Origin of the sequence: Pseudomonas sp. BNK-15, from assembly GCF_047456105.1 — a bacterium.
GTDB classification, from domain to species: domain Bacteria; phylum Pseudomonadota; class Gammaproteobacteria; order Pseudomonadales; family Pseudomonadaceae; genus Aquipseudomonas; species Aquipseudomonas putida_E.
Genome location: NZ_CP179898.1, coordinates 4,070,651 through 4,090,767, shown reverse-complemented (window position 1 = coordinate 4,090,767; position 20,117 = coordinate 4,070,651). Strand labels below are relative to the sequence as shown.

Sequence of the window (20,117 nt, the reverse complement as noted above, 5' to 3'; positions counted from 1 at the left end):
GATTGCTGGCGCTGGTTACCCAGTACAAGGGGCGGTGGAGTCAGTTGCAGGCAAGGAACTCCCATCGTGCGCATTTCTCACTAGGCACAACCCTGAATTTCGGCTGCCTGCACTTACAAGCTGTTACAGCGAGCACCTGAAAAGATCAGATTTAACCCCTTTCCTGTAGGGTATTTCCCAAAGATACTGCCGCCGCCTGTTTTTCGTTGCGGTCGTTATTTCTGAGTTTTAGGCTCGGTGGGTCGTTGCACATCAACGACCGGCTTTGACAGGCCGCGACGATATACAGCGCATAACCGTTCATGGCGGTTGTGTATGGGGCACGCTTGCGTGCGCCGGTTTCTGTGTTCGCCGGTCTGTCAACCCATGCACAGCTGCCACCTTTGCGTTTGACAGCGGATGCTGGCTGCAGATTGCGCACTCAGGTGCCCGGTAAACCTGTGGGAGCCCGGCTTGCCGGCGATAGGGCCAGCCCAGGCACCCGGATTTTCAGGGAGCCAACCCATGCCAAAAGACAGCACTACTGAAAAAACCACACCCGGCAAAACCATGTTCTACCAAGCAGAAGGCCAAACCCAGCCGCTGTTCTGCATCGCACATGGTATCCCTTGCCAGAGTGCAAAGGAGCAAGCCTCAGAGTTGATGGGCAGTGTGCGGGTCTTGACCATTACCGGCTTGGAGGAAGAAAACCCGCAATGGACTGTGCACGGCATTTGAATATCACGGGCGTGATGCTTGGCAACGGCCAGATTATACGGGCTTCGTATCACTTGAGTGCAATGGTCAAGGCGCTGTTGAAAGAGATCGAGCTGAGACTTAAGGCGTGAATCATGCTGCTAGCCGGGCAGGCCATTTATCACTAGGCACAACCCTGAGTTTCGGCTGCCTGCGCTTACAAGCTGTTACAGCGAGCGCCTGAAAAAATCAGATTTAACCCCTTTCCTGTAGGGCATTTCCCAAAGATACTGCCGCCGCCTGTTTTTCGTTGCGGTCGTTTTATCAGCATCTTAGGGCGGTCTCAGTGACCAAGTGCAACACCCGAGGTAAGGTGCTGCATGACTACTCACTACACCCACTTGACCATCGAAGAGCGCGTAACGCTAATGATCATGCGTATGCAAGGCGCCTCGCTGCGAGCCATCGCCCAAGTTCTTGGGCGCCAACCCAGCACGCTGAGTCGAGAGGTGCGGCGCCAGTCGCAGCCTGGGCACTATGACGCCAGCACTGCCGGTGCTCGAGCCCGTGCCCTCAGACACGTCCCGAGGCGCAGCAAGATTCTTGCCCCTGGTTCTGAACTGTTCCAGGTCGTACACAGCATGTTGGCCAAGGGCTGGTCTCCTCAGCAAATTGCCGCCAGACTCAAGGACTACTGGCCTGATAATCCTGAGCGGCATGTGAGTCACGAAACGATCTACCTGACAATCTATGCATACCCACGCGGCGAGCTTAAGCGTCAACTCATTGGTTACCTGCGCCAGGGCGGCAGCAAGCGGCGTACTCGCAGCACTGCGCCAGCTCGGCGCGAGCGCTATCCAGCTGAACAGAATATTCGCTACCGGCCTGAAGAGGTCGAAGGTCGACAAGTGCCAGGTCATTGGGAAAGCGACCTGATCATGGGCGCGAACAATCGCTCGGCAGTAGCGACGATGGTCGAGCGCACGAGCCGTTTCGTGATCCTGGCCAAGTTGGATGCGCCCACCGCAGACGCCGCGCTAGAGGGGATGACGCGAGAACTTTCGTGGATGGCACCGGCGCTGCTGAAAACCATGACCCATGACCAAGGCAGCGAGATGGCCAAGCCTCAAGAGCTGACAGCTCGTACGGGAATGAAGATCTACTTCGCTGACCCGCACAGCCCTTGGCAAAGAGGCAGCAACGAGAACACGAACGGCCTGCTCCGGCAGTACTTACCCAAGGGCACCGATTTGTCGCTGGTTAGCCAGGAGCGGCTGGACGAGATTGCCGACATGCTCAACACCCGACCTCGTCAGACATTGGGCTGGAAATTCCCTGTTGAAGTGTTGACGGATCATCTGCAACTGCTGGCAACCAATCGGCTCAACATTATCAACTGACTGTTGCACTTGGAACCTGAGGCCGCCGTGCTGAAGAGTTGAAGAGGCGATGCTGATCATAAGCGGGGCCACACATTGTTGGAAGGATAAACACTGTATCGGCAAGCATTCTGGAAACTTTAGATTTTGCGATCTTGGTTGACCTACCCCAGGTGCATGAGGCGAAGCCGGATATCAGTAGTCATGATGAATTCTGTAGTTCAGCAGCCTCCGTCGGCGTGCGTAACGTCAAGCGTGGCACCAGCACTTTTAAAAAATGACTGCGATAGTCTGCGGAGTCAAGGCCGTGGGCGATAGGCCTCGGCGGCCCGTGCAAACATGGAGGAATTAACGTGAATGTGTTGTCCAACCCGCTCACTGGTCGTCAATCACGACTGCTCAGCAATCAGGATCGCGTAGTCGAGCTGCTGGCCACGAAGGGCTTCAGCGCAGTAGGGCTGCGAGAAATGGCAGCATCGATGGATGTCACGGCAGCGGCGTTCTATCACCACTTCACCAGCAAGGATGAATACCTTGGGTTTCTGATTGAGGGCCACTATTCCGAGTTTCTGCAAGCGATCACGGTGTCCAAGCGCCCGCGTCTTTGCTTCAGGGCCATCATCGAGGCGCTGATGGATCTTCAAGGCCGACGGCAGTGGTATTTCAAGTTGGCGGCAAGGGAGGCGGACAGGCTTGGCGGCGACTGCGAGGTTGTTTCCTTACGACAGCGGATCAATGAGCGACTGCTCAAGGCCTTCCCCGCAAAAGCTGTCAGGGCAGTCCCGGATACCATGCTGCTGACGCTGCTGGAGCACCTGTTGGTGTGGACCTGCGATGCCAGAATGCTGGAGATCGACCGCAAGCGGATCATTGGTAGACTGTTGCTTGCCGGAGCGGTGCCCGCAGGTGAATAGCGCTGTCGGTCACAGCGGGGGTCTACTCAAGTTAAAACCGCAATCACGTGCCGCCTGTATCAACACCCGGACTCGCCCGGTATTGATACCTGGTAGCGCCGACTGAATGTGGCTGGCCTAAGCCAACCACATCCCCACTCGCCTCCCGTCAGCTTTCGACCGCAAGTGCCGCGAGCCGAGCTTCTTGCGCAATTTTCTCGGCGGCCTGCTGTTCCCATACCGGCAAGGCATGGCGCGTGTCGGTTTCAGCCTCGAAGCGGTTGGTCATCTCCGGCAGGACATCAGCAACGTCGACAAAGAACTGCTGATACCAACGGCGCAGTTGATACAGCGGACCATCGCTGTCGCACAACAGCGGATTGTCGATTTTCGCCTTGGTCTGCCAGATGTGCACGTCCTGCAATGTGCCGACGCGCAGGAAGTGTGAAACCTGCTTGGCCCGCTCCTGGTTCTGCTCTTTGCTGAGGTCTGGATTGTCGCGGACGATGAAGCCCATATGCAGCGCGAATTCTTCCGAGGTGACCGGGTATTGCGCGAGGATCTCGATGGCCTCGCAGGAGTCCTCCGGCGAAAGCTTCATCATCAGGCGTGACACCAGATAAGAAGGACCATGATAGGTCGTTTCACCACGGTTCCAGCAAACCAGCTTTGCGATATCGTCGGTGTAGGTGACATCCTTGGCGTAGGCTGGGCTCTCTTCCTGTGGCCCGATTTCCAGATACTGCGTAGCGAAATGATCTTCGAATACGTTCTTGAAGTAAGAGCTGCCGCCTCCTCTGCCTTCGCCGTGAATGTAAAAGAAGTGCGCAACATCTACAAGATTGTCGACGAGTTCCCGGCCGGTGGTATTCAGCTCGTGGAATGACCAATCCCAGTCGCTCCAACTCTCACTGAAAGCACCTTCGAGGTGCGGAATGATCACATCATCGGGTGGCGGATTACCTTGCGGATCGTTCCAGATAAACAGCTGGCGATTTTCTTCACAAGTGATGAAGCGCTGAGTTCGAGCACGAGGCGGAACGCGCTTGGCATAGGGGATTGCCGTGCATTTGCCATTGCCGTCCCAACGCCAGTCATGGAACGGGCACGCAATGCTGTCGCCCTTCACCGTGCCCTCGCTCAAGTTACCGCCTAGATGCGGGCAAAACGCATTGATCACGTTGAGCTGCTTACTCAGTTCACCTTCAAACACGACCAACTCGGTGCCGAAGGCTTTGACTTTGTGCGGCTTGCCGTCCCGATATTGTTCACTCAGACCTAGACAGTGCCAGCCACGAGCGAATCGCTCTTCAGTGGTACTGACAATAATGCGGGGCTTCTCTTCCACGCTGTTCATGACGATCTCCAATGATTTTTATTGTTTGCAGGCTAAACACGAAGTGGGTCGCAGCCACGATCTAAGGACCGGGCGAAGAGTTGATCGACGCCAGACCACAACTGAGCCGCGGGGCCTGGGCCAGGTCGAGCTCGGCTATCAACGCAGCCAGATCCTCGTCCAATGGCCGCCTGTCGAGCCCTTCTATCCAACCGTTGGCAGACTCGATTGCTGCCGACACGGCATGGTCATGACCCGTAACCTGCCCGACTCGGATCTGCAGCCGGCAATCGCGTCCATCCGGTAACGGCAGCAGAAACAACACGGTCCAGCAGCTATCATCAGCGCAATTGCTCTCGACTACGCGATCCTGACGTAGCTCGACTTGCAGCCATGCTGCAATTCCGATACGCATGAGGCGCTGCACTTCATCGGCGAAAAAGACCCCATGCTGTGGGTTGAGCACATAACTGACCGGCACGCCGGTCAATGTGTCGGCAAATACAATCGGCTGCCCCGAATCAAGGCCAAAGACCACCGAACACTCCAGGTGGCCATCGACCTGGCCGTCTTCGGCTCTTAGGGTTTTTAGTTTCTGGGCATCCCGGAATGCATGAATGCTGGCCATTGGCTTCGCCTTATCCATCTGAACGGGGCCGACAATCAAATGGCCGTCGACCCGCCCTGTTAGAGGAAGTAGTCCTGGTTCGGCTGCCCAAGCTGAACTCTCGCCCAGTTGGCGCCATACATATGAAACTGGTTGGCGGCATGCTGGCGACCGACGTTGATATCGGCCAGGAACCGCCCATAGGGGCCTTGGCTATAAACCGCCGCGCCACCCGCAGCCTTGAACAAGCGAGAAGCAATCAGGGAAATGCGCTCGGGTGGGTAGCTGGCTTGGAAACGATACTGCACACGTTCTTCCATCGACGGTGTTTCACCGTTTTCCGCGTACCGCTCCAGCACTTCGAAATTGCGGTGCAATACCAAGGTCAGCTCGTCGATCGTGTTGTTGGCTTCGGCAATCACCAACTGCGCAGTGGTGTCATCGCTGGTCCGCGCGCCAATGACATTCACGCGAGTCCGCGCAGTCTCCATGAACGCTGCAACCATGCCGCGCAGGGCACCGATCGAGGCAGTCGACACCGCGCGGCTGAATACCTGACCAAACGGCATGCGGTAAAGCGCCGAGGTATTCACTTTATTGCCCGGGCTGTTACACGCGAAGGCATCGCTCATCTTGTGCGTGCGGTAATCCGGCACAAATGCATCCTTGATCACGATATCCTTGCTGCCGGTGCCTTTCAGGCCTGCGGTATGCCAGGTGTCGACGATCTCGTAGTCTTTGCGCGGGATCAGCCAGGTGCGGGCATCAATTGGCTGACCTTCAGGTTGCTCGACGAAGCCTCCGAGGAAGACCCAGTCGCAATGATCGCAACCACTTGAGTAGCCCCAGCGTCCACTGAACAGGAAGCCACCCTCGACAGGCTTGGCCCGACCTGTGGGCATATAGGAGGAGCTGATACGCACGTTGGTATCCTGACCCCAGACTTCCTGAGCCGCGCGGTCATCGAACAGCGCCATCTGCCATGCATGAACGGCAACGACCGAATAGACCCAGCCCGCGGACATGTCGCCTTCTGCCAAGGCAATCACGATGTCATAGAACACGCTGGGGCTCATTTCGTATCCGCCATAACGCTTGGGCTGGAGTACGCGGAAAAGCCCAGCGGCCTGCATTTCTGCAATGGTTTCTTCCGGCATGCTGCGGCGCTGATCGCCCAGCGCCGCTCGCTCGCGGAGGACTGGGATCATCGCCCGTGCACGGCTGATCAATTCTTGGCTGCTCGGGGTATCAGCGGCAGCGGTTTGTATCTCGGCTATTTGCATTATTGTTGTCTTCCCAGGTTGCGTTGCGAAGGACAGTTCCAACTTCATGATCTGCAATGACGTGGTAAACCGCCCCGTCCATCAGGACTAGATGACTGCGGATTTACTGAGCAGGCGGCGCGACCCAATGATGACCCCAGTGGCTGCCGCGCGTTGTTTCAAACACCGAGTGGTCGTTTGCCCAATCCATGACCAGCCCACCGCAGCCAAACTCCAGGGCAAAACCTCCCGGCGTCCACACATAGAAGGAGACCATGTCATCGTTGACGTGACGGCCCAACGAGGACGCCATCGGGACGTTGTGCTGCGCAATACGATCCAAGGCGCGGCCGACATCGTCCAGGCTGGAAACCTCCAGCATCATGTGCACGCAGCCGCTGGGCTGGGGCATCTCGGCCAGAGCAAGGCTGTGCTGGCGTGGATTGCAGTGCATGAAGAAAATACGCGCGCGAAAGTCAGGTGCGAGCTGAGCGTGCAGAATGTCCGAAAGACCAAAGCCGGCAACGCCGCGCCAGAATTCAAGCGACTTGTCGAAGTTCATCGAGGGCAATACAACATGACCCAAGCCCATGCTGCCCGTCACAAAGCGCTCAACACCCACTGGTGATACGAACGGGGCGAAATCGGAAATCGGCCCCCAGATCACCTCATGTCGGTTGTCGGACGGGTCGACAAAACTGAACAGGCCCGTCACGCACCTGAGTTCACGATCCAGCGGCGTCGACTCGATGATTTCTACACCGGATTCCACCAGTGTCTGCTTCATCGAACGATGGTGCTCCTCAGAAACGCACTCCCAAGCGCTGGCAAACAATCCATCACGCTCCCCCGGCACCACCAGGATCCGATGGCGACGAGCGTCGGCTTTCAAATACAGAGCACCGTCGGGCGCAGGCTCACTGGCCAGACCGATGATCTGCGTGCCAAAAATACGCCATTTCTCGACGTCAGTGGATTCGACCACCACGTAGGCTAACTGATTGATACTCATAAGCTTCTCCCTGGAGCGTGTTTGTATTAGCCGCGATCAGCCATCGAAGCTGATCACGACCTTGTCGCTGACAGGCCGCGCCTGACAGGCCAGCACCCAGCCTTCGGCCAGATCATGTGCATCGAGCACTTCATTGCTGCGCATGCGCACCTGCCCCTCCGCGACCCGGCACATGCAGGCACTGCAGCGCCCTTCGCGACAGGAAAAAGGCGCGCTGACGCCGGCCGCCAAGAGGGCATCGAGCAAGTCCACTTCGGGATGCCACCCAACCACATGAGTCTCGCCATCAAGCTGTGCCGCCAACTCCACTCGAGGCGAGCTGTCGCTCGATTCAGGCGGGGCTTCTGCCAGCACCCCAGGATCACTGGTGAGGGAAACGAAGCGCTCGACGTGCACCCGATTGCGGCCCATGCCAAGACCCAGCAAGGTACTCTCGGCAGCGTCCATGAACGGGCCTGGGCCGCAGATGAAGCCGTGCGCGTGTGCGTAGCCCTGGCAGATGCCGGCGAGCTGGCTGGCCGTCGGCAGGCCTTGTACCGTCTCCAGCCAGTGCATCACGGTGAGCCGGTGCGGATAGGCTGCGCCCAAACGCTGCAGCTCTTCACGAAAGATCACCGAGCGCTCATCGCGATTGGCGTAGAACAGAAAGACCTTGCCGCTACCCTGTGCCAGGCAGGACTTGAGGATTGACATGATCGGCGTGATGCCGCTCCCGCCTGCGCACAACAGCAGGTCCACATCCAGGGATGACGGGCAAAACACTCCGGCAGGAGGCAGCACTTCCAGCTCATCGCCTGCACGCAGGTTGTCGCAGATCCAGTTCGAACCCAGGCCATTGCGGACACGCTTGATAGTCACCTTCAAAGCCTCATCGACCTGCGGTGCACTGGCCAGCGAGTAGCAGCGCGCAATACTCTGCGCTTGCCCAGGAATGCGTAGGGTGAGGAACTGGCCCGGCTTGTAGGTGAACGCCTGTGGCTGATCGGGAGGCGCAAACAACACAGACATGCTGTCGTGGGTTTCCTCGACAAGCTCGGCAACGCGTAGCCGGTGATACAAAGACTTCGACATAAGTTGACTCTTAGCGAATGCAGCGGAGACTATGCTCCATCACGTGCCCGCCCCGGCGAGCACGCCCGTGCTCAGCCGAGGAAGCACTGAACTTCCCGGTTGAAGTAGTCCGGTTCTTCGAGCATGAACCAGTGACCGGAGCGGCTCGACAGCACTACGCGCACGTCTTTGATCAGCTCAGCCACGCGCAACGCGTGGCGAACGGGCAGGAAGTTGTCCTTGGCCCCCCACAGGCACAGGACCGGCATGTTGAGATCAGCCAGACGCTCGGCAAAAACTTCGACTTTCATGGTCGAAAACACTTCTGGCGGCTGTGCTTTCCACACAGGCAGACGCGAGTCGATCACCTCTTCGGTAATGCTCTGCGGCGAAGCGACGATATGGTGAAGCAACTCGCGGAAGGACTCCCGGTCTGTCTTGCGCCCCTGGATTACCTTGCCCATCGCTGCCAGGCCACTCATGTTCGCGGCCCACAGGGCAGGATCCTCAACACCACCTGGCCCCATCACGACCAGCCGGTCGACCTGCTCGGGGTAGGCAAGCGCGTATTGAAATGCAACTGCGCCGCCAAGCGAGTTACCGATCAGCACCGCACGCCGCACCTGCTTCTGGTCGAGCAACTCATGCAAGACCTGCACGTGCAAGGAGGAGGTATACGCGATGTTGTCAGGCTTGTCGGAGAGGCCGTAGCCGAGATAGTCCGGAACCAGCACGTGGTAGCCAAGGCCGGCGAAGAACATGTAGTTCTTGCAGAAGTTGCTGTAACCGCTGGCGCCCGGGCCACTGCCATGTAAAAACACCAACGTCGGGCGCTCGGCAGTGGCTTGGCCGACCTCGTGATAGTGCAAGCGCAGGTTGTCTTGTACCGATATGAAATGCCCCACGGGAATCGGCGAAGAGATACTTTTTGAAAGCGAGGACATAACCGTTCTCCACGTATTGTTATGCCTCAAATATGATGTGCAGTTTGGCCGCGCGCATGGTCCGCTTGGAGTAGATGAGCTGTAAGCAGTGACGTCCGAGCAGACCCGGCCGACGCAGGGGCGAAAAAAAACGGCAGGGAGGAGACCCTGCCGTATTCTGGTTTGCTGCCCACTAAATGCGCCAGACAAGCGCGGACGGTCAATCAGTCGGCAGGGCTGAGCCCGGACAACCCAACAACCCCGCTCAGGACCAGCCTCACAAGTTCTGCCTGACGCGTCACACCCGCCTTGGCAAAAATAGCCCTCAGATGCGTACGTGCCGTATTTCGGCGAATGTTGAGTGCCTCTGCGGCTTCGTCCAGCGACAGCCCGTTGGCGAGTTCCATCGCCAGGGTTGCCTCAGAGGGCGTGAAATCAAAAACCTGGCGGAGGATCTCTCTAGGTGCGGTCGTTTGCGCATCAGGGTCGCAAATGAAGATGATCCAGGCTGCCCTGCCCTTGCCCTCAGACTCCTCACGCAGCGGAATCCGGCGCACCACCAAGCCCAGCTTGCGCTTGCCTGACGGGCGCGTTACCGACATCACCTGCGTGCAGGTTTCTTTTGTACCAATCAACTCCTTGAGGGTTTGTCGCTCGTTGCGGTAGTGAGCCTCGATCAGGCCCGCCACGCGCTTGAGGCCGTCGCCTTCTTCCAGCATCTGCTGCGCGACTTGGTTGCAGCGCAGCATGCGCTGGGTCTCGTCGAGCACAATGGCGCCGATGTGCAGACGATTGAGGGCGCCCTCATAGAGCTCGCTCTGCGTCTCGTGCAGCTCCAGCCTCGCTGCCAGGCCAAGCGCCTGGCTGAAGTGTGGAATCAGCTCAAACAGTCGATCTTTGTCACCCTGAGTGAACGCAGTTTCGTTTTCCATCCGGTATAACCGGATGCGACATACCGTGCCACTCTCGGAGACGATGTTGACACCCATGCCGTAGCGAATACCGCCCTCGCCGATAAGGCGCTGATAAAATACACTGTTCAACCAGCCATAGGCGCCAAGATGTTCATCAATGGTCAGGACCTGTCCAATGGGCAGATCAAGGAACGGATCCTCAGTCCAGTAGTGGGCACGGTAGGCGTCCTCGATTTCTGCATTACGGGGCTCAGATACGAGAAAACCGAGATCCATGGTCGTCGACGGGCGAATCACGACAACTGCACTGCCCGAGTTCATGTAAACAGCCAGATGGCGGACGGTGTCGCGCCAGGGCTCACTGCCATTCAACCCTTGGTAGACAGACAAGATCATGCGGCTGGCATCGACGATGCCGAGTTCAACTTCAAGTTTTTTTTTGGTAATGGCGTGAAAAACATTATCCGCGCCTGGGATAAACGCTGGAAGTATGTCATCCACCGAGACAGTTCCTTGTTGGGACGCAACAACCGAGCTTCGCATCTTCATCGCATGCATCACGGCCACCTCGTTTTATTGTTGTTATGTATTTGACACTCGTTACGTTGTAGCCAGTCGTTCACCCTGCCGCCAATCGCCGGCTCAAGGCAGGGTCATTCGGCGCGTTCAATACACAGCGCACGCCATCGGGATCGTAAATACCCATCACGCAGCGGTTGCAACTGGTGCATCCAGACTGCTGAAGGCGACCGTCGGCGAGTTTGTTTACGAAGCCTGGATCGTGAATCAGCGCGCGGGCAAGGGCGATGGCCTGAAACCCTTCTGCCAATACCCTTTCAGCGCTGGCCCGCGACTTCACCCCTCCTACCAATGCCAGAGGCATCGACACTGCTTTGCGAATGGTCCGTGCCGTTTCAAGAAAATACAGTTCACGAAAGCGTAGACCCTCAGGTTGCTGTATTCCAAGTATCCAGGGGCCAATACGCGCCAGTCCGCGCGCATACGCCTTCATTTCATCAATCGGCATCGGACTACCGAACAATGCCCATGGGCTGTACATGTTGTGCCCGCCGCTCAAGGTGAGCAGGTCAGCACCGTCGCGCTCCAGTATTCTGGCGGTCAGGGCCGCCTGCTCCGCATCGATGCCACCGCTTGCAGCGTCGGTCTGGTTGAGCTTGCAGGTCACCGCGATACGCCCTCCTACCGCATCCTTGACCCGCCGCAGCACCATCGCCGGAAAGCGACTGCGACCTTCTGCATCGCCGCCAAAATGATCACGTCTGTGATTGCTCAGCGGGGACAGAAACTGGTTCAGGAGATAACCGTGGCCCATGTGAATCTCCACCGCGTCAAACCCCGCTTCTCGCGCCAGTCGTGCTGCCTGGGCGAATTCGTCGGCAACGCAGTTCATATCGCGTTCGGTCATAGCCGTCTGCCAGAGAATCCCTTGGAGAAAGCCGAACGCATTGAACCCCGACGAAGCTGTTCTAGGAAAACCTCGAGCAGGTTTCAACATTGTAAAAGAACCACCATGGGTAATCTGCAGGCACGCGGCTGTACCTTCTGCGTGCACAGCCCTGGTCAACACACGCAGATGCGGCAACACTTCGCGTGACAGGTGAAACTGATGATTGAAGGTACGTCCTTCCGGCGATACTGCGCCATAAGCCACTGTGGTCATGCCAACCCCGCCTGCAGCTACGTCGCGGTGGTGTTTGACCAGCGCCTGGGTCGGCATGCCGTCCGGCGTCATACCCTCGTTGGCTCCGGCGCGGATAAAGCGATTGCGCAACAGGATCGGCCCTATTTGCAACGGTGAAAATGGCGTGACCTGGTCGGCGGTGAGAGTGCTGGTCATTTGTCACCCCTTAACCGTGAGTACCACCGTCGATCCGCAGGATGGCGCCGTTGACGAAAGCACCGTCATCACAAGCAAGCATGGCAATCACGCCCGCAACATCTTCAGGCTCACCGAGTTGCCGATCGGGTCGCGACAAGTGCATGAACAGGCTCATATCCGCCTCTGCCGGAAAGTTATCGGCCTGCGCAGCCACCATTGGGGTAGCGATACCGCCTGGAGCCACTGCATTGATGCGCACGCCGCTCTTCATGTATTCACGCGACAGCGCCTGGGTAAGCGCCGCGACGCCGCCTTTGCTAGCAGAATAGGCCGCCATGTAGGGATGACCAAAAAATGCTGAAGTCGAGGCCGCGTTGACGATGTTGCCTTTGCTCTCGACCAGGTACGGCAGCGCTTCACGGCAGCACAGGAAGGTGCCGCCCAGGTTGATCTGCACAATGCGCATGAAGGTTTCGAACGACATTTCCGCCGTATGAGCGGAGGCCAGAATGCCAGCCATGTTGATCAGAGCATCCAAATGTCCGGTTGACTTGACGAACGCGCCGAAAGCCTCGCGCACTGCGCTCTCATCTGTGATCGACAGGCACGCTGACGTCGCGCGCCCGCCGTTGCCTGCTAAAACTTCGGCACTTGCCAGGGTACCCTGCAGCCCCTCGCTGTTGAGGTCGACCGCCAGCACCATTGCTCCCTCCTCGACTAACCGCAGTACCACTGCCCTGCCGATACCGGAAGCAGCGCCGGTGACGATGATATTTTTGCCTTGAAAGCGAGATGCACGACTCATGGGTCGATAGTCCTTGATGTCATTAATGGTAAAAGCAGGTTGGTAATCGTTACTCAGCGCCCCGACTTGGCCAGCGTTCGTTCGTTGTTGACGCACTCTGGCGCCAAAGTACGCGAGCTTGCAGCGGCCTTGGCTGTCGCCGCCGCTGCAGCATCGCTAGCGCCAGGCATTGCAGGGGCGGTGCGGGTTTCCCCCCGTAGAAGGAAGTGTGACAAGGCTGGAATAAGGACGAGCGCCCCCAGCATGTTCCACAGGAACATGAAGGTCAGCAGGATGCCCATGTCAGCCTGAAACTTGATGGGTGAAAACACCCAGGTGAGCACACCTGTGGCCAACGTCAGGCCCACCAGCGCGACAACCTTGCCGGTAAACCGCAGGGCACCAGCGTAGGCTTCTTCCAACGAAGCACCTTGTCGCTGCAGCGTCAGTTGGACACTCAACAGATACAGCGCGTAGTCAACGCCGGCCCCCACCCCCAGCGCAATAACCGGAAGCGTCGCAACCTTCACGCCAATCCCCATCAGGACCATCAGCGATTCGCACAGTAAAGAAGTGATCACCAGAGGAATCAGCGCAACCACAACCGCGCGCCAGCTTCTGAACGCCATCAGGCACAGAACTACCACCGATGCGTAGAGCAGCAGCAACACGGTAAGGCTGGCACGCTCGACCACTTGATTAGTGGCCGCTTCAATACCAGCCGGGCCAGCTGCCAGCAAGAATTTGCGCTCATCGGTATCGTGCTTTGCAGCAAAGCCTTCAACGGCCGCTACTACGCGACGCAGGGTGTCGGCCCGGTGGTCCGCCAGATAGGCAATCACGGGCGATACGGTGCAGGTGAAATTGGTCAACTCCGGCGATTGGATAGAGGCAATTTGCGAGGCTTGCGCGGCCACTTCGTCCTGGCGAGGAATACTCATCCACTTGGGGTTCGCTTCCCCGTAGCTGGAATTGATGAACCGCACCGAGCCCGACAGGCTGGCAACCGATTGCACGCCGGGCACTGCCTCCAACATCCGAGTCAGTCGGTCAATTTCAGTCAGCGTTTCGTAAGTCGAACATCCGCCAGGTTCAGTTTTGACGATTACCGCGAACTGATCCGTGGAGCGGCCAAAGCCCTCATTGAAAAACGCCAGATCCTGGTTGTAGCGCGAGTCTGGGCGGAGCTCTGGCGCGCCCGCATCGAGGTCGCCGATCTGCAGATCGCTGCGCAGATACAGCGCGCCCACGCCCACCAGGACCGCTATGACCACCAGCGCATGCGCATAGCCCGGTCGGGCACAGCGGACCAGCAAGCGGCCAATGCTGTTGCCAAGGCCGGCGGCGTGTACGTCACGCTGCTCGCTTTCGTTGCGCACGCTGCGTCTGGCAGCGGCGCCGCTTACACCGATGTACGACAGCATTACCGGGACCATGATCAGCTGGGTGAAAATCAGTACGCACACGCCGATGCTGGTGGTGATCGCCAAGTCGCGAATGACCGGAATATCAATGACCATGAGGATGGCGAAGCCAAATACGTTCGCCAGCAGCGCCGATAAGCCGGTGATGAACAGGCGGCGGAAGGTATATCTGGCGGCGACATACTTGTGGGTGCCGCGGCCGATGTCCTGCATGATGCCGTTCATCTTCTGCGCACCATGGGACATGCCGATAGCGAAGATCAGAAACGGCACCAGAATTGAGTAGGGATCGATGTCGTAGTTCAGCAATTGCATGATACCGAGTAGCCAGGCAACACTGCTGAGCGATGCCACCAATAAAAGTAGCGTGCTGCGCAGACAGCGGGTGTAAACGAAGATAATCAGGACGACAATGGCTGCGGCAATCGCGAAGAAACCCATGACCAGTGTCAGACCGGATATCAGATCGCCCACCAGCTTGGCAAAACCGATGATATGAACCCGCACCTGAGGCTGCCCATCGGCCGCGGGTTGCTCATAGTGGCCGCGGATGTCGTTTTCCAGAAACGTGGCGAATTGGCGGTACTCAAATGGCGCGCCAGTAGCCGGATCCTTGTCCATCAGCGGTACCAAAATCACCGACGAGCGCGAGTCCAACGACACTAGATCACCGGTCAAATTGCCGCGCAGCACATTGCTTTGCAGCGCTTTGATCTTCTCGGCAGAGCCGTCGTAGCCGTTGGGCATGACGGGGCCGCCTTCCATCCCGACTTCGGTAATTTCGTTCCAGCGCACTGCAGGCATCCACAGCGAGCGCATCCAGGCCCGGTCGACCCCAGGGGCCAAGTTGATCTTGTCGTTTATTTCCTGGAGTGCCTGCAGATAGTCCGCGTCATAAATTGTGCCCCGCGGGTTCTCGACCATGACGCGCACAGAATTCCCCAGCCCGGCGAGATCTGCCTTGTTGTCCAGGTAATTGCGAACGAACTCATGCGAACGCGGCATCATGCGTTCAAAGCTGGCATTGACCTCCAGCATTGTTGCCCTTTGCCCGAGCAGTAAGGTGAGCACAGCGCACAACAGCACAAAGAACATGCGGTTGTTGAAGATGACTCGTTCGATAAAACCGCCCGAGCGTGTATCGAACTGTTCACGCGTCTGGAGAACAGGCGTCGCGCTGTGATCCGTTGCCTTGACCATCTTGTATTTCCTCAGGTACAGATAAGCGGGTGTAATACAGTGCTACCCGTTATTACTGGATTTGCAGGGTGGTCACGCCATTGAGGCCAACCATCGCCAGTTGCCCTCCGGTCATCGACACCACGCCGGTATACAAAGTGGGTCTCGGCACATCGAGCAACTCGAAGGTAGTGCCCTCGTCACGACTGATAGCTACCTGCGCAGCCTGGCTCACCAACACCAGCCCGCTGCCATCGACGGCAGTGCCAGCGGTAATACCCGCAGCAAAGTCATTGCTTACCGATGCCCAGCTGCGGCCTGCATCGATACTGCGAAAGACGTGGCCGCGCAGGCCGTAGGCCAACAGAGTGCTGTCACTACCGGTAATCCCGAACAGGGTGCCGTCGTAGCCAACCTCGCCCATGACAAAACGCTTGCTGGACTGATCCAGGTGCCAGACGCGACCTCTCTCACCAGTGATATAGAGCGCGCCCTCGATTTGCCGAACGCCAGTCAGGTGCAACAAATCATCGTTATCTATTGAGGTGTTGCCTGGCTGCCACGTCTTGCCACCGTCCTGGCTGCCAAGAATCAGCCCAAAGGGCCCGACGGCGTAGCCGTTGGTACCGGCCTTGTCGAACCAGACACCCATGAAAAACTGGCCGGGACCGGGCCGAGTCATGCTCAAAAGTGCTGACAGGTAGCTTTGTGCACGCTCTGTATCCAGACCGGAACGGTGTTCGAAGTAATCGACAAAGAGCGCTTCCAGCGTCCTGCCATCGAGCTGGCGAACCCAGCTTTTACCACCGTCTGTACTGTGCAGAATTGCAGCGCCGTGGCCGACCGCCCAGCCTTTCAACGGGTCGGAAAAGAACACTGCGTTGAGGTCGGTACTCACCGGTACAGCAGCCTGCAGCCAGATCTGTCCGTGATCGTCGGAATAGATGATCAGGCCGTTGTCGCCAACCGCCACCAACCGCTCGCCGGCTACAACGATGTCGCGTAGCGGCTTGCTCGTGACGTCATGCATCTGCGCCGACACTTCATCAAGCGGATCGACGAAGCTGGCCGCACTGGCAAAAAATGGGGTCATAAGTAAAACCAGGATCAGGCTGATCCAGGCTGGTGTGCCTCCACAGGGGGCAGGCACCGCCGGTCTAACGGGAGCAGTCCTCGTCACACACATGTTCTTCTCCGCAGGATCAAGTCCGCTGTTTTTGTTGTTTACCCAAGCCGCTTCGAAGCGACCTCCCGGTACAGTCGGGATCAGGCTCGTTTGCAGTCTCGGCAGGATTGTTTCCCGCCACATCACCCATCTGGACTAGCTCGCTCAATGGCCGGCGAAACTTCCTGAGGCACACGCACAACCGCGCCAAGACCATTGCCAGCCAGGTACGGTGAATAGCTTGATGAAAGGAGGGCACCGTCTGATCAGACGGTGCCTGGCATGCTGAAACAGGGGGCTCAGCGAATGCCGCTGCCCGCCATCGATTCAGGCGTCAGTCGGCTGTTAGGCCAACGGTCAACCCTGACGAAGCCGCTGCCACCGGTCATGTGCATCGTGCTGCAGTACTGACCTTTGACCAGGTCGTAGATGACCATCGGCGTGTTGGGCACGGACTTGGTATTCCAGTCGTAGGTAAACATGCCTTGCGCGGACCGCATAAGCTTGCCGGCTTGGTCATAGCCCTCATAGAGCACGATTGACCAACTGTCCTCGTCGACATAAAACACTTTCTTGCTTTGCGCATGGCGCTGACCTGGCTTCAGCGTGGCCTCGACAACCCAGACCCGATGGGTTTCCCAGCGGGTGAGGTCAGGGTTGGCAAACTGCTTGCCGTAGGCCTCTTGCGGTGTGCTGTGCATGAGCAGCTTGTAGTTATTGTAGGGGACGATGAGCTCTTTCTTGCCGACCAACTTGAAGTTGAAGCGATCGAGCTGCCCTTCCCACATACCCAGCTCATCGAAGAAGTACGCACCGCCGGCATTGGTCATGGGTGAATCGTAACCAAAGTCAGGCGCGAGGCGCACACGACGCTGGCCCTGGGCATAGTTCCAAAGCTTGTTGTCGCCGTCCTTCTTGAAATTGAGGGTCATGTAGGTGAGGGTCTTGTCACCGACATTTCGAGCAGGCCCGACATACGCGCTCAGGCGTCGCTGAAAGTGGCGCTGGGGCTCTTCCGGGTTATCGTGGTACGGCGAATCGGTGTAGTTTTCCAGGTCATGCGTGAGGATCAGGTTGCCCGACGAGTCGATCAAGTAACCGGCAAACTTTGAGCGGTACGCAGGCCCGTAGTAACGCAGGTTGTGGTTCCACAGCACATCGGCGCCTGTTTGCGGGATCGGATAGGGATAGCCGCCCATTGCGCCCTCAAGTGAGGAGCCGTCCTCAGTGCTTTTTACCCGAGTGGCATTCTTCGCGGTGGCGTCTTTGACCCAACCAGGAAAATCCACCACGCGATGGCTTTGATAGACTTCGACCTTGTAGTCTGGCCAGCGCTGCAACAACGCCTTGGTGCCCTCGCTCAGTTTGCCTTGATACTGATCCATGTTCTTGCCGGTAATAGAAAACAACGGTTTTTCGTTGGCAAACGGATCGGGATAGATACCCCCTTTTTCTGGCATCTGCGGGCCTTTCCAGTCAGGCGCCCACGCCGGGATACTGCCGTCGGCACTGCCCGCTCGCTCAGCGCCAACCGGTGTCAGTTTGTCGCCCCCCAGTTGCGCCGCTGTATCGTTGGCAACGGCGAGAGAAACCGCAAAGGCAAGGGACAATCCAAGCCCCAAAGTCATAGTCTGTCGACTGATTTTCATTGTTCTATTTCCTCATGGATTGCACGAGTCAGGACACGCGCTGTTCTTCCGGCTTTAAGGCCCGAATCCTTCACAAAGTTACAGAGTGGTCTGGAATGTCAGGGTCACGCGGCCACGGTCGGTGCTGCCCATAGCGCCGATTCGGGGATCAACATCTGAGGCGTCGGAGTAGAGAAGCCCGATTTTGTAGCGCATATCGATGTCTGCGGTTACGCCAACGCTCCAGGCGAACGCGCGCTCGGCCGGCCCGGTCGGGATCGCAGAGTTGCCATGCAAGCCATAACCCGCCAGGGTCAAGTTGCCGTCAAGATCGATCCCGGGCAGTACTTGCAGCCAGCTCGGCATCAATATCAGTGACAGGCTGCTGGCATCACGGGTGCCACAGCCTGCGCCGTCGCGGGCATCACTGCACTTGGCGAACACCTCTTCGTTGTGAGTCACTTTATCCAGATAGGTGTATGAGAATTCCGCGACCGCAATACCAGTGTCGTATAGCGGCAAATTCGGAAGCTGCGCCTGCCCGTTGAGCAGGAAGTGGAAGGTATTGCCGGTGGCGCCATCCAGGCCGCCATTGGCCAATGGGCCTCCGGTGCTGTCCAGAGCAGTGCCGCGCCGATACGAGAGCTCGGACCCCCAACTGATGTCCTGCCAATTGAAGTTGGTGAAGACGCCAAACAGATCTACCCCACGGTTGTAGACCTGACGAAAGCGCAGCCCGGTTATCGAAGTCGGATCGACCTCAAAGTTAACCGGCCAGGGTTGCATCTCGTCCATGCGTCGGTAGACGAGGCCTATGCTGCCGTCATACCACTCAGGGGTGAGGCTCAGCTGCAGGCCATAGTTGCCGCGCTGCTTATGCTTGGGGTCGACGATGTCGCCCTGTTCGATGTACAGATCACCAAGGCCTGGCACGGTGCCGGAGTAGATACGACCGTCATCGTCATAGAGAAAGTCAGGACCACCGAGGAATGTACCGCCTTCACTTTGACGGTTAGGTTTCCAATCAAGGTGGTAATACCCAGCCAGGGAAACCCTGTCGCTCAACTGGCTTTGAAATGACAGTTGCGGCAAGGGCATGGCCAGTTCTTTGGGTGACGCACCCGGCGATTCGGCGCCCTTCTGGAAGTTGGCCGGTTGCTGGCTCCAGGATACCGAATCCGACGCATTGACCTGCGATACACCCCAGATCAGCGAGTGCTGGCCGGCCTTGAAAGTGACCGGGATCTCTCCCAGTTCGACCCGACCGAAGACAAACGCGTCGAGCAACTCACCCGAGGGGCCGTTGTAGTAGCGCTGGGCCTGCCTGGACAATTTGCCGTCTGCCCGTGAAGAAATGCCGGCCAGGTTTGGGTTGCCCTTGAGGTCATGGTCGTCATAGGCATTGTCATACCAACCGGTCGCACTGACGCGCAGGCCGTAGTCTTCCTTGTAAATCAGGTCGACTTCGGTGAGCACGTCGAGCCGGCGCTTCCACATTTCGCCACTGTGGGCGGAATAGTCGGATTGGTGGGTGGTCGGGTTATCACCCAGCGCCGAGTTGATATTTTCAGCCCGCCAGCCAAAGCCCAGACGAAAGTCTGTGGTCCAGTTGATCCGTAGATCCGGGTTACCGGTATCCACGGTCAGCGCTTGGGCGGAAGGCGCCGAGAATGCCCCCAGCAAGACCACCGGGGCGAGAAAGGCACTGCCTGTGGCAGCTTTACGTTTGATCTGCATTGTTGCGCTCCGCAAGTCCAAGTCTGGTGTTGTTCTTGTTCAGCTTGTCTTGGCGACCGGCCGGGGCAAGTAGCCCTTTCCCGTGACGTCGCAACCAGTGTTGATGCAACGCTTAGCGCTAGACATCGCCCATTTGGACTAGCCGCGTCATTCAACTTTGCTCGCCCCCCAGACCTAGTCCATTCGGCCGATGCTGTTTCCATGCTAGCGGGGCGAACCTATGCCGCATGGAAGTCGACGGCATCCCTCGTGCCGCCCATTTCTCTCCATAACAATAAAACGCACGTCCACTGGACGCTGCCCGAGCAG

The 20,117-nt window shown here is 57.9% G+C and carries 15 protein-coding genes and 1 pseudogene; 3 read left to right on the top strand and 13 right to left on the bottom strand.

What is annotated here, in order from left to right; genetic code table 11:
• Nucleotides 1-504: 504 nt before the first annotated feature.
• From ACMGF5_RS18675 to ACMGF5_RS18665, 3 genes and pseudogenes are all read left to right on the top strand, one after another.
• Nucleotides 505-827: pseudogene (locus ACMGF5_RS18675) on the top strand (DUF3077 domain-containing protein).
• A gap of 228 nt (nt 828-1,055) precedes the next feature.
• The gene (locus tag ACMGF5_RS18670) at nt 1,056-2,075 is read left to right on the top strand and encodes an IS30 family transposase (RefSeq protein WP_414157058.1); all 1,020 of its coding nucleotides are present in this window, start codon (nt 1,056-1,058) and stop codon (nt 2,073-2,075) included.
• 332 nt (nt 2,076-2,407) lie between these two features.
• Entirely contained in the window at nt 2,408-2,968 is a 561-nt protein-coding gene (locus ACMGF5_RS18665; RefSeq protein ID WP_414157057.1) for a TetR/AcrR family transcriptional regulator, read from the top strand.
• 148 nt (nt 2,969-3,116) lie between these two features.
• On the opposite strand, the gene ACMGF5_RS18660 is transcribed toward ACMGF5_RS18665, so the two are convergent.
• The 13 genes from ACMGF5_RS18660 to ACMGF5_RS18600 form a co-directional block, all read right to left on the bottom strand.
• On the bottom strand, nt 3,117-4,304 hold the full coding sequence (locus ACMGF5_RS18660) for a Rieske 2Fe-2S domain-containing protein (protein WP_414157056.1): 1,188 nt from the start codon (nt 4,302-4,304) through the stop codon (nt 3,117-3,119).
• Nucleotides 4,305-4,365: 61 nt separating this feature from the next.
• Entirely contained in the window at nt 4,366-4,911 is a 546-nt protein-coding gene (locus ACMGF5_RS18655; protein WP_414157055.1) for a hypothetical protein, read from the bottom strand.
• 59 nt (nt 4,912-4,970) lie between these two features.
• Nucleotides 4,971-6,221, bottom strand: coding sequence for an acyl-CoA dehydrogenase family protein (locus ACMGF5_RS18650; protein ID WP_411561660.1), 1,251 nt, complete (start codon nt 6,219-6,221; stop codon nt 4,971-4,973).
• A gap of 55 nt (nt 6,222-6,276) precedes the next feature.
• Entirely contained in the window at nt 6,277-7,164 is an 888-nt protein-coding gene (locus tag ACMGF5_RS18645) for a VOC family protein (protein ID WP_414157054.1), read from the bottom strand.
• 36 nt (nt 7,165-7,200) lie between these two features.
• Nucleotides 7,201-8,235: a 2Fe-2S iron-sulfur cluster-binding protein gene (locus tag ACMGF5_RS18640; RefSeq protein WP_414157053.1), complete on the bottom strand. Its 1,035-nt coding sequence runs from the start codon at nt 8,233-8,235 to the stop codon at nt 7,201-7,203.
• A 71-nt stretch (nt 8,236-8,306) separates the two neighbouring features.
• Nucleotides 8,307-9,158 carry an alpha/beta fold hydrolase gene (locus ACMGF5_RS18635; protein WP_414157052.1) on the bottom strand — a complete coding sequence of 284 codons (852 nt, stop codon included), beginning with the start codon at nt 9,156-9,158 and terminating at the stop codon, nt 8,307-8,309.
• A gap of 203 nt (nt 9,159-9,361) precedes the next feature.
• Nucleotides 9,362-10,609 carry a helix-turn-helix transcriptional regulator gene (locus tag ACMGF5_RS18630; protein WP_414157051.1) on the bottom strand — a complete coding sequence of 416 codons (1,248 nt, stop codon included), beginning with the start codon at nt 10,607-10,609 and terminating at the stop codon, nt 9,362-9,364.
• Between the two features lie 61 nt (nt 10,610-10,670).
• On the bottom strand, nt 10,671-11,909 hold the full coding sequence (locus ACMGF5_RS18625; RefSeq protein ID WP_414157050.1) for an NADH:flavin oxidoreductase: 1,239 nt from the start codon (nt 11,907-11,909) through the stop codon (nt 10,671-10,673).
• A 10-nt stretch (nt 11,910-11,919) separates the two neighbouring features.
• On the bottom strand, nt 11,920-12,696 hold the full coding sequence (locus ACMGF5_RS18620; protein ID WP_414157049.1) for an SDR family NAD(P)-dependent oxidoreductase: 777 nt from the start codon (nt 12,694-12,696) through the stop codon (nt 11,920-11,922).
• Between the two features lie 53 nt (nt 12,697-12,749).
• Nucleotides 12,750-15,299, bottom strand: a complete 2,550-nt coding sequence (locus ACMGF5_RS18615) for an efflux RND transporter permease subunit (RefSeq protein ID WP_414157048.1) — start codon at nt 15,297-15,299, stop codon at nt 12,750-12,752.
• A 52-nt stretch (nt 15,300-15,351) separates the two neighbouring features.
• Nucleotides 15,352-16,371 (bottom strand): YCF48-related protein, encoded by a 1,020-nt coding sequence (locus ACMGF5_RS18610; protein ID WP_414157047.1) that lies wholly within the window; start codon nt 16,369-16,371, stop codon nt 15,352-15,354.
• A 371-nt stretch (nt 16,372-16,742) separates the two neighbouring features.
• Nucleotides 16,743-18,092 (bottom strand): DUF1329 domain-containing protein, encoded by a 1,350-nt coding sequence (locus ACMGF5_RS18605; protein WP_411561669.1) that lies wholly within the window; start codon nt 18,090-18,092, stop codon nt 16,743-16,745.
• 78 nt (nt 18,093-18,170) lie between these two features.
• Complete coding sequence (locus tag ACMGF5_RS18600) at nt 18,171-19,808, bottom strand: DUF1302 domain-containing protein (RefSeq protein WP_414157046.1); 1,638 nt, start codon at nt 19,806-19,808, stop codon at nt 18,171-18,173.
• Nucleotides 19,809-20,117: the final 309 nt, after the last annotated feature.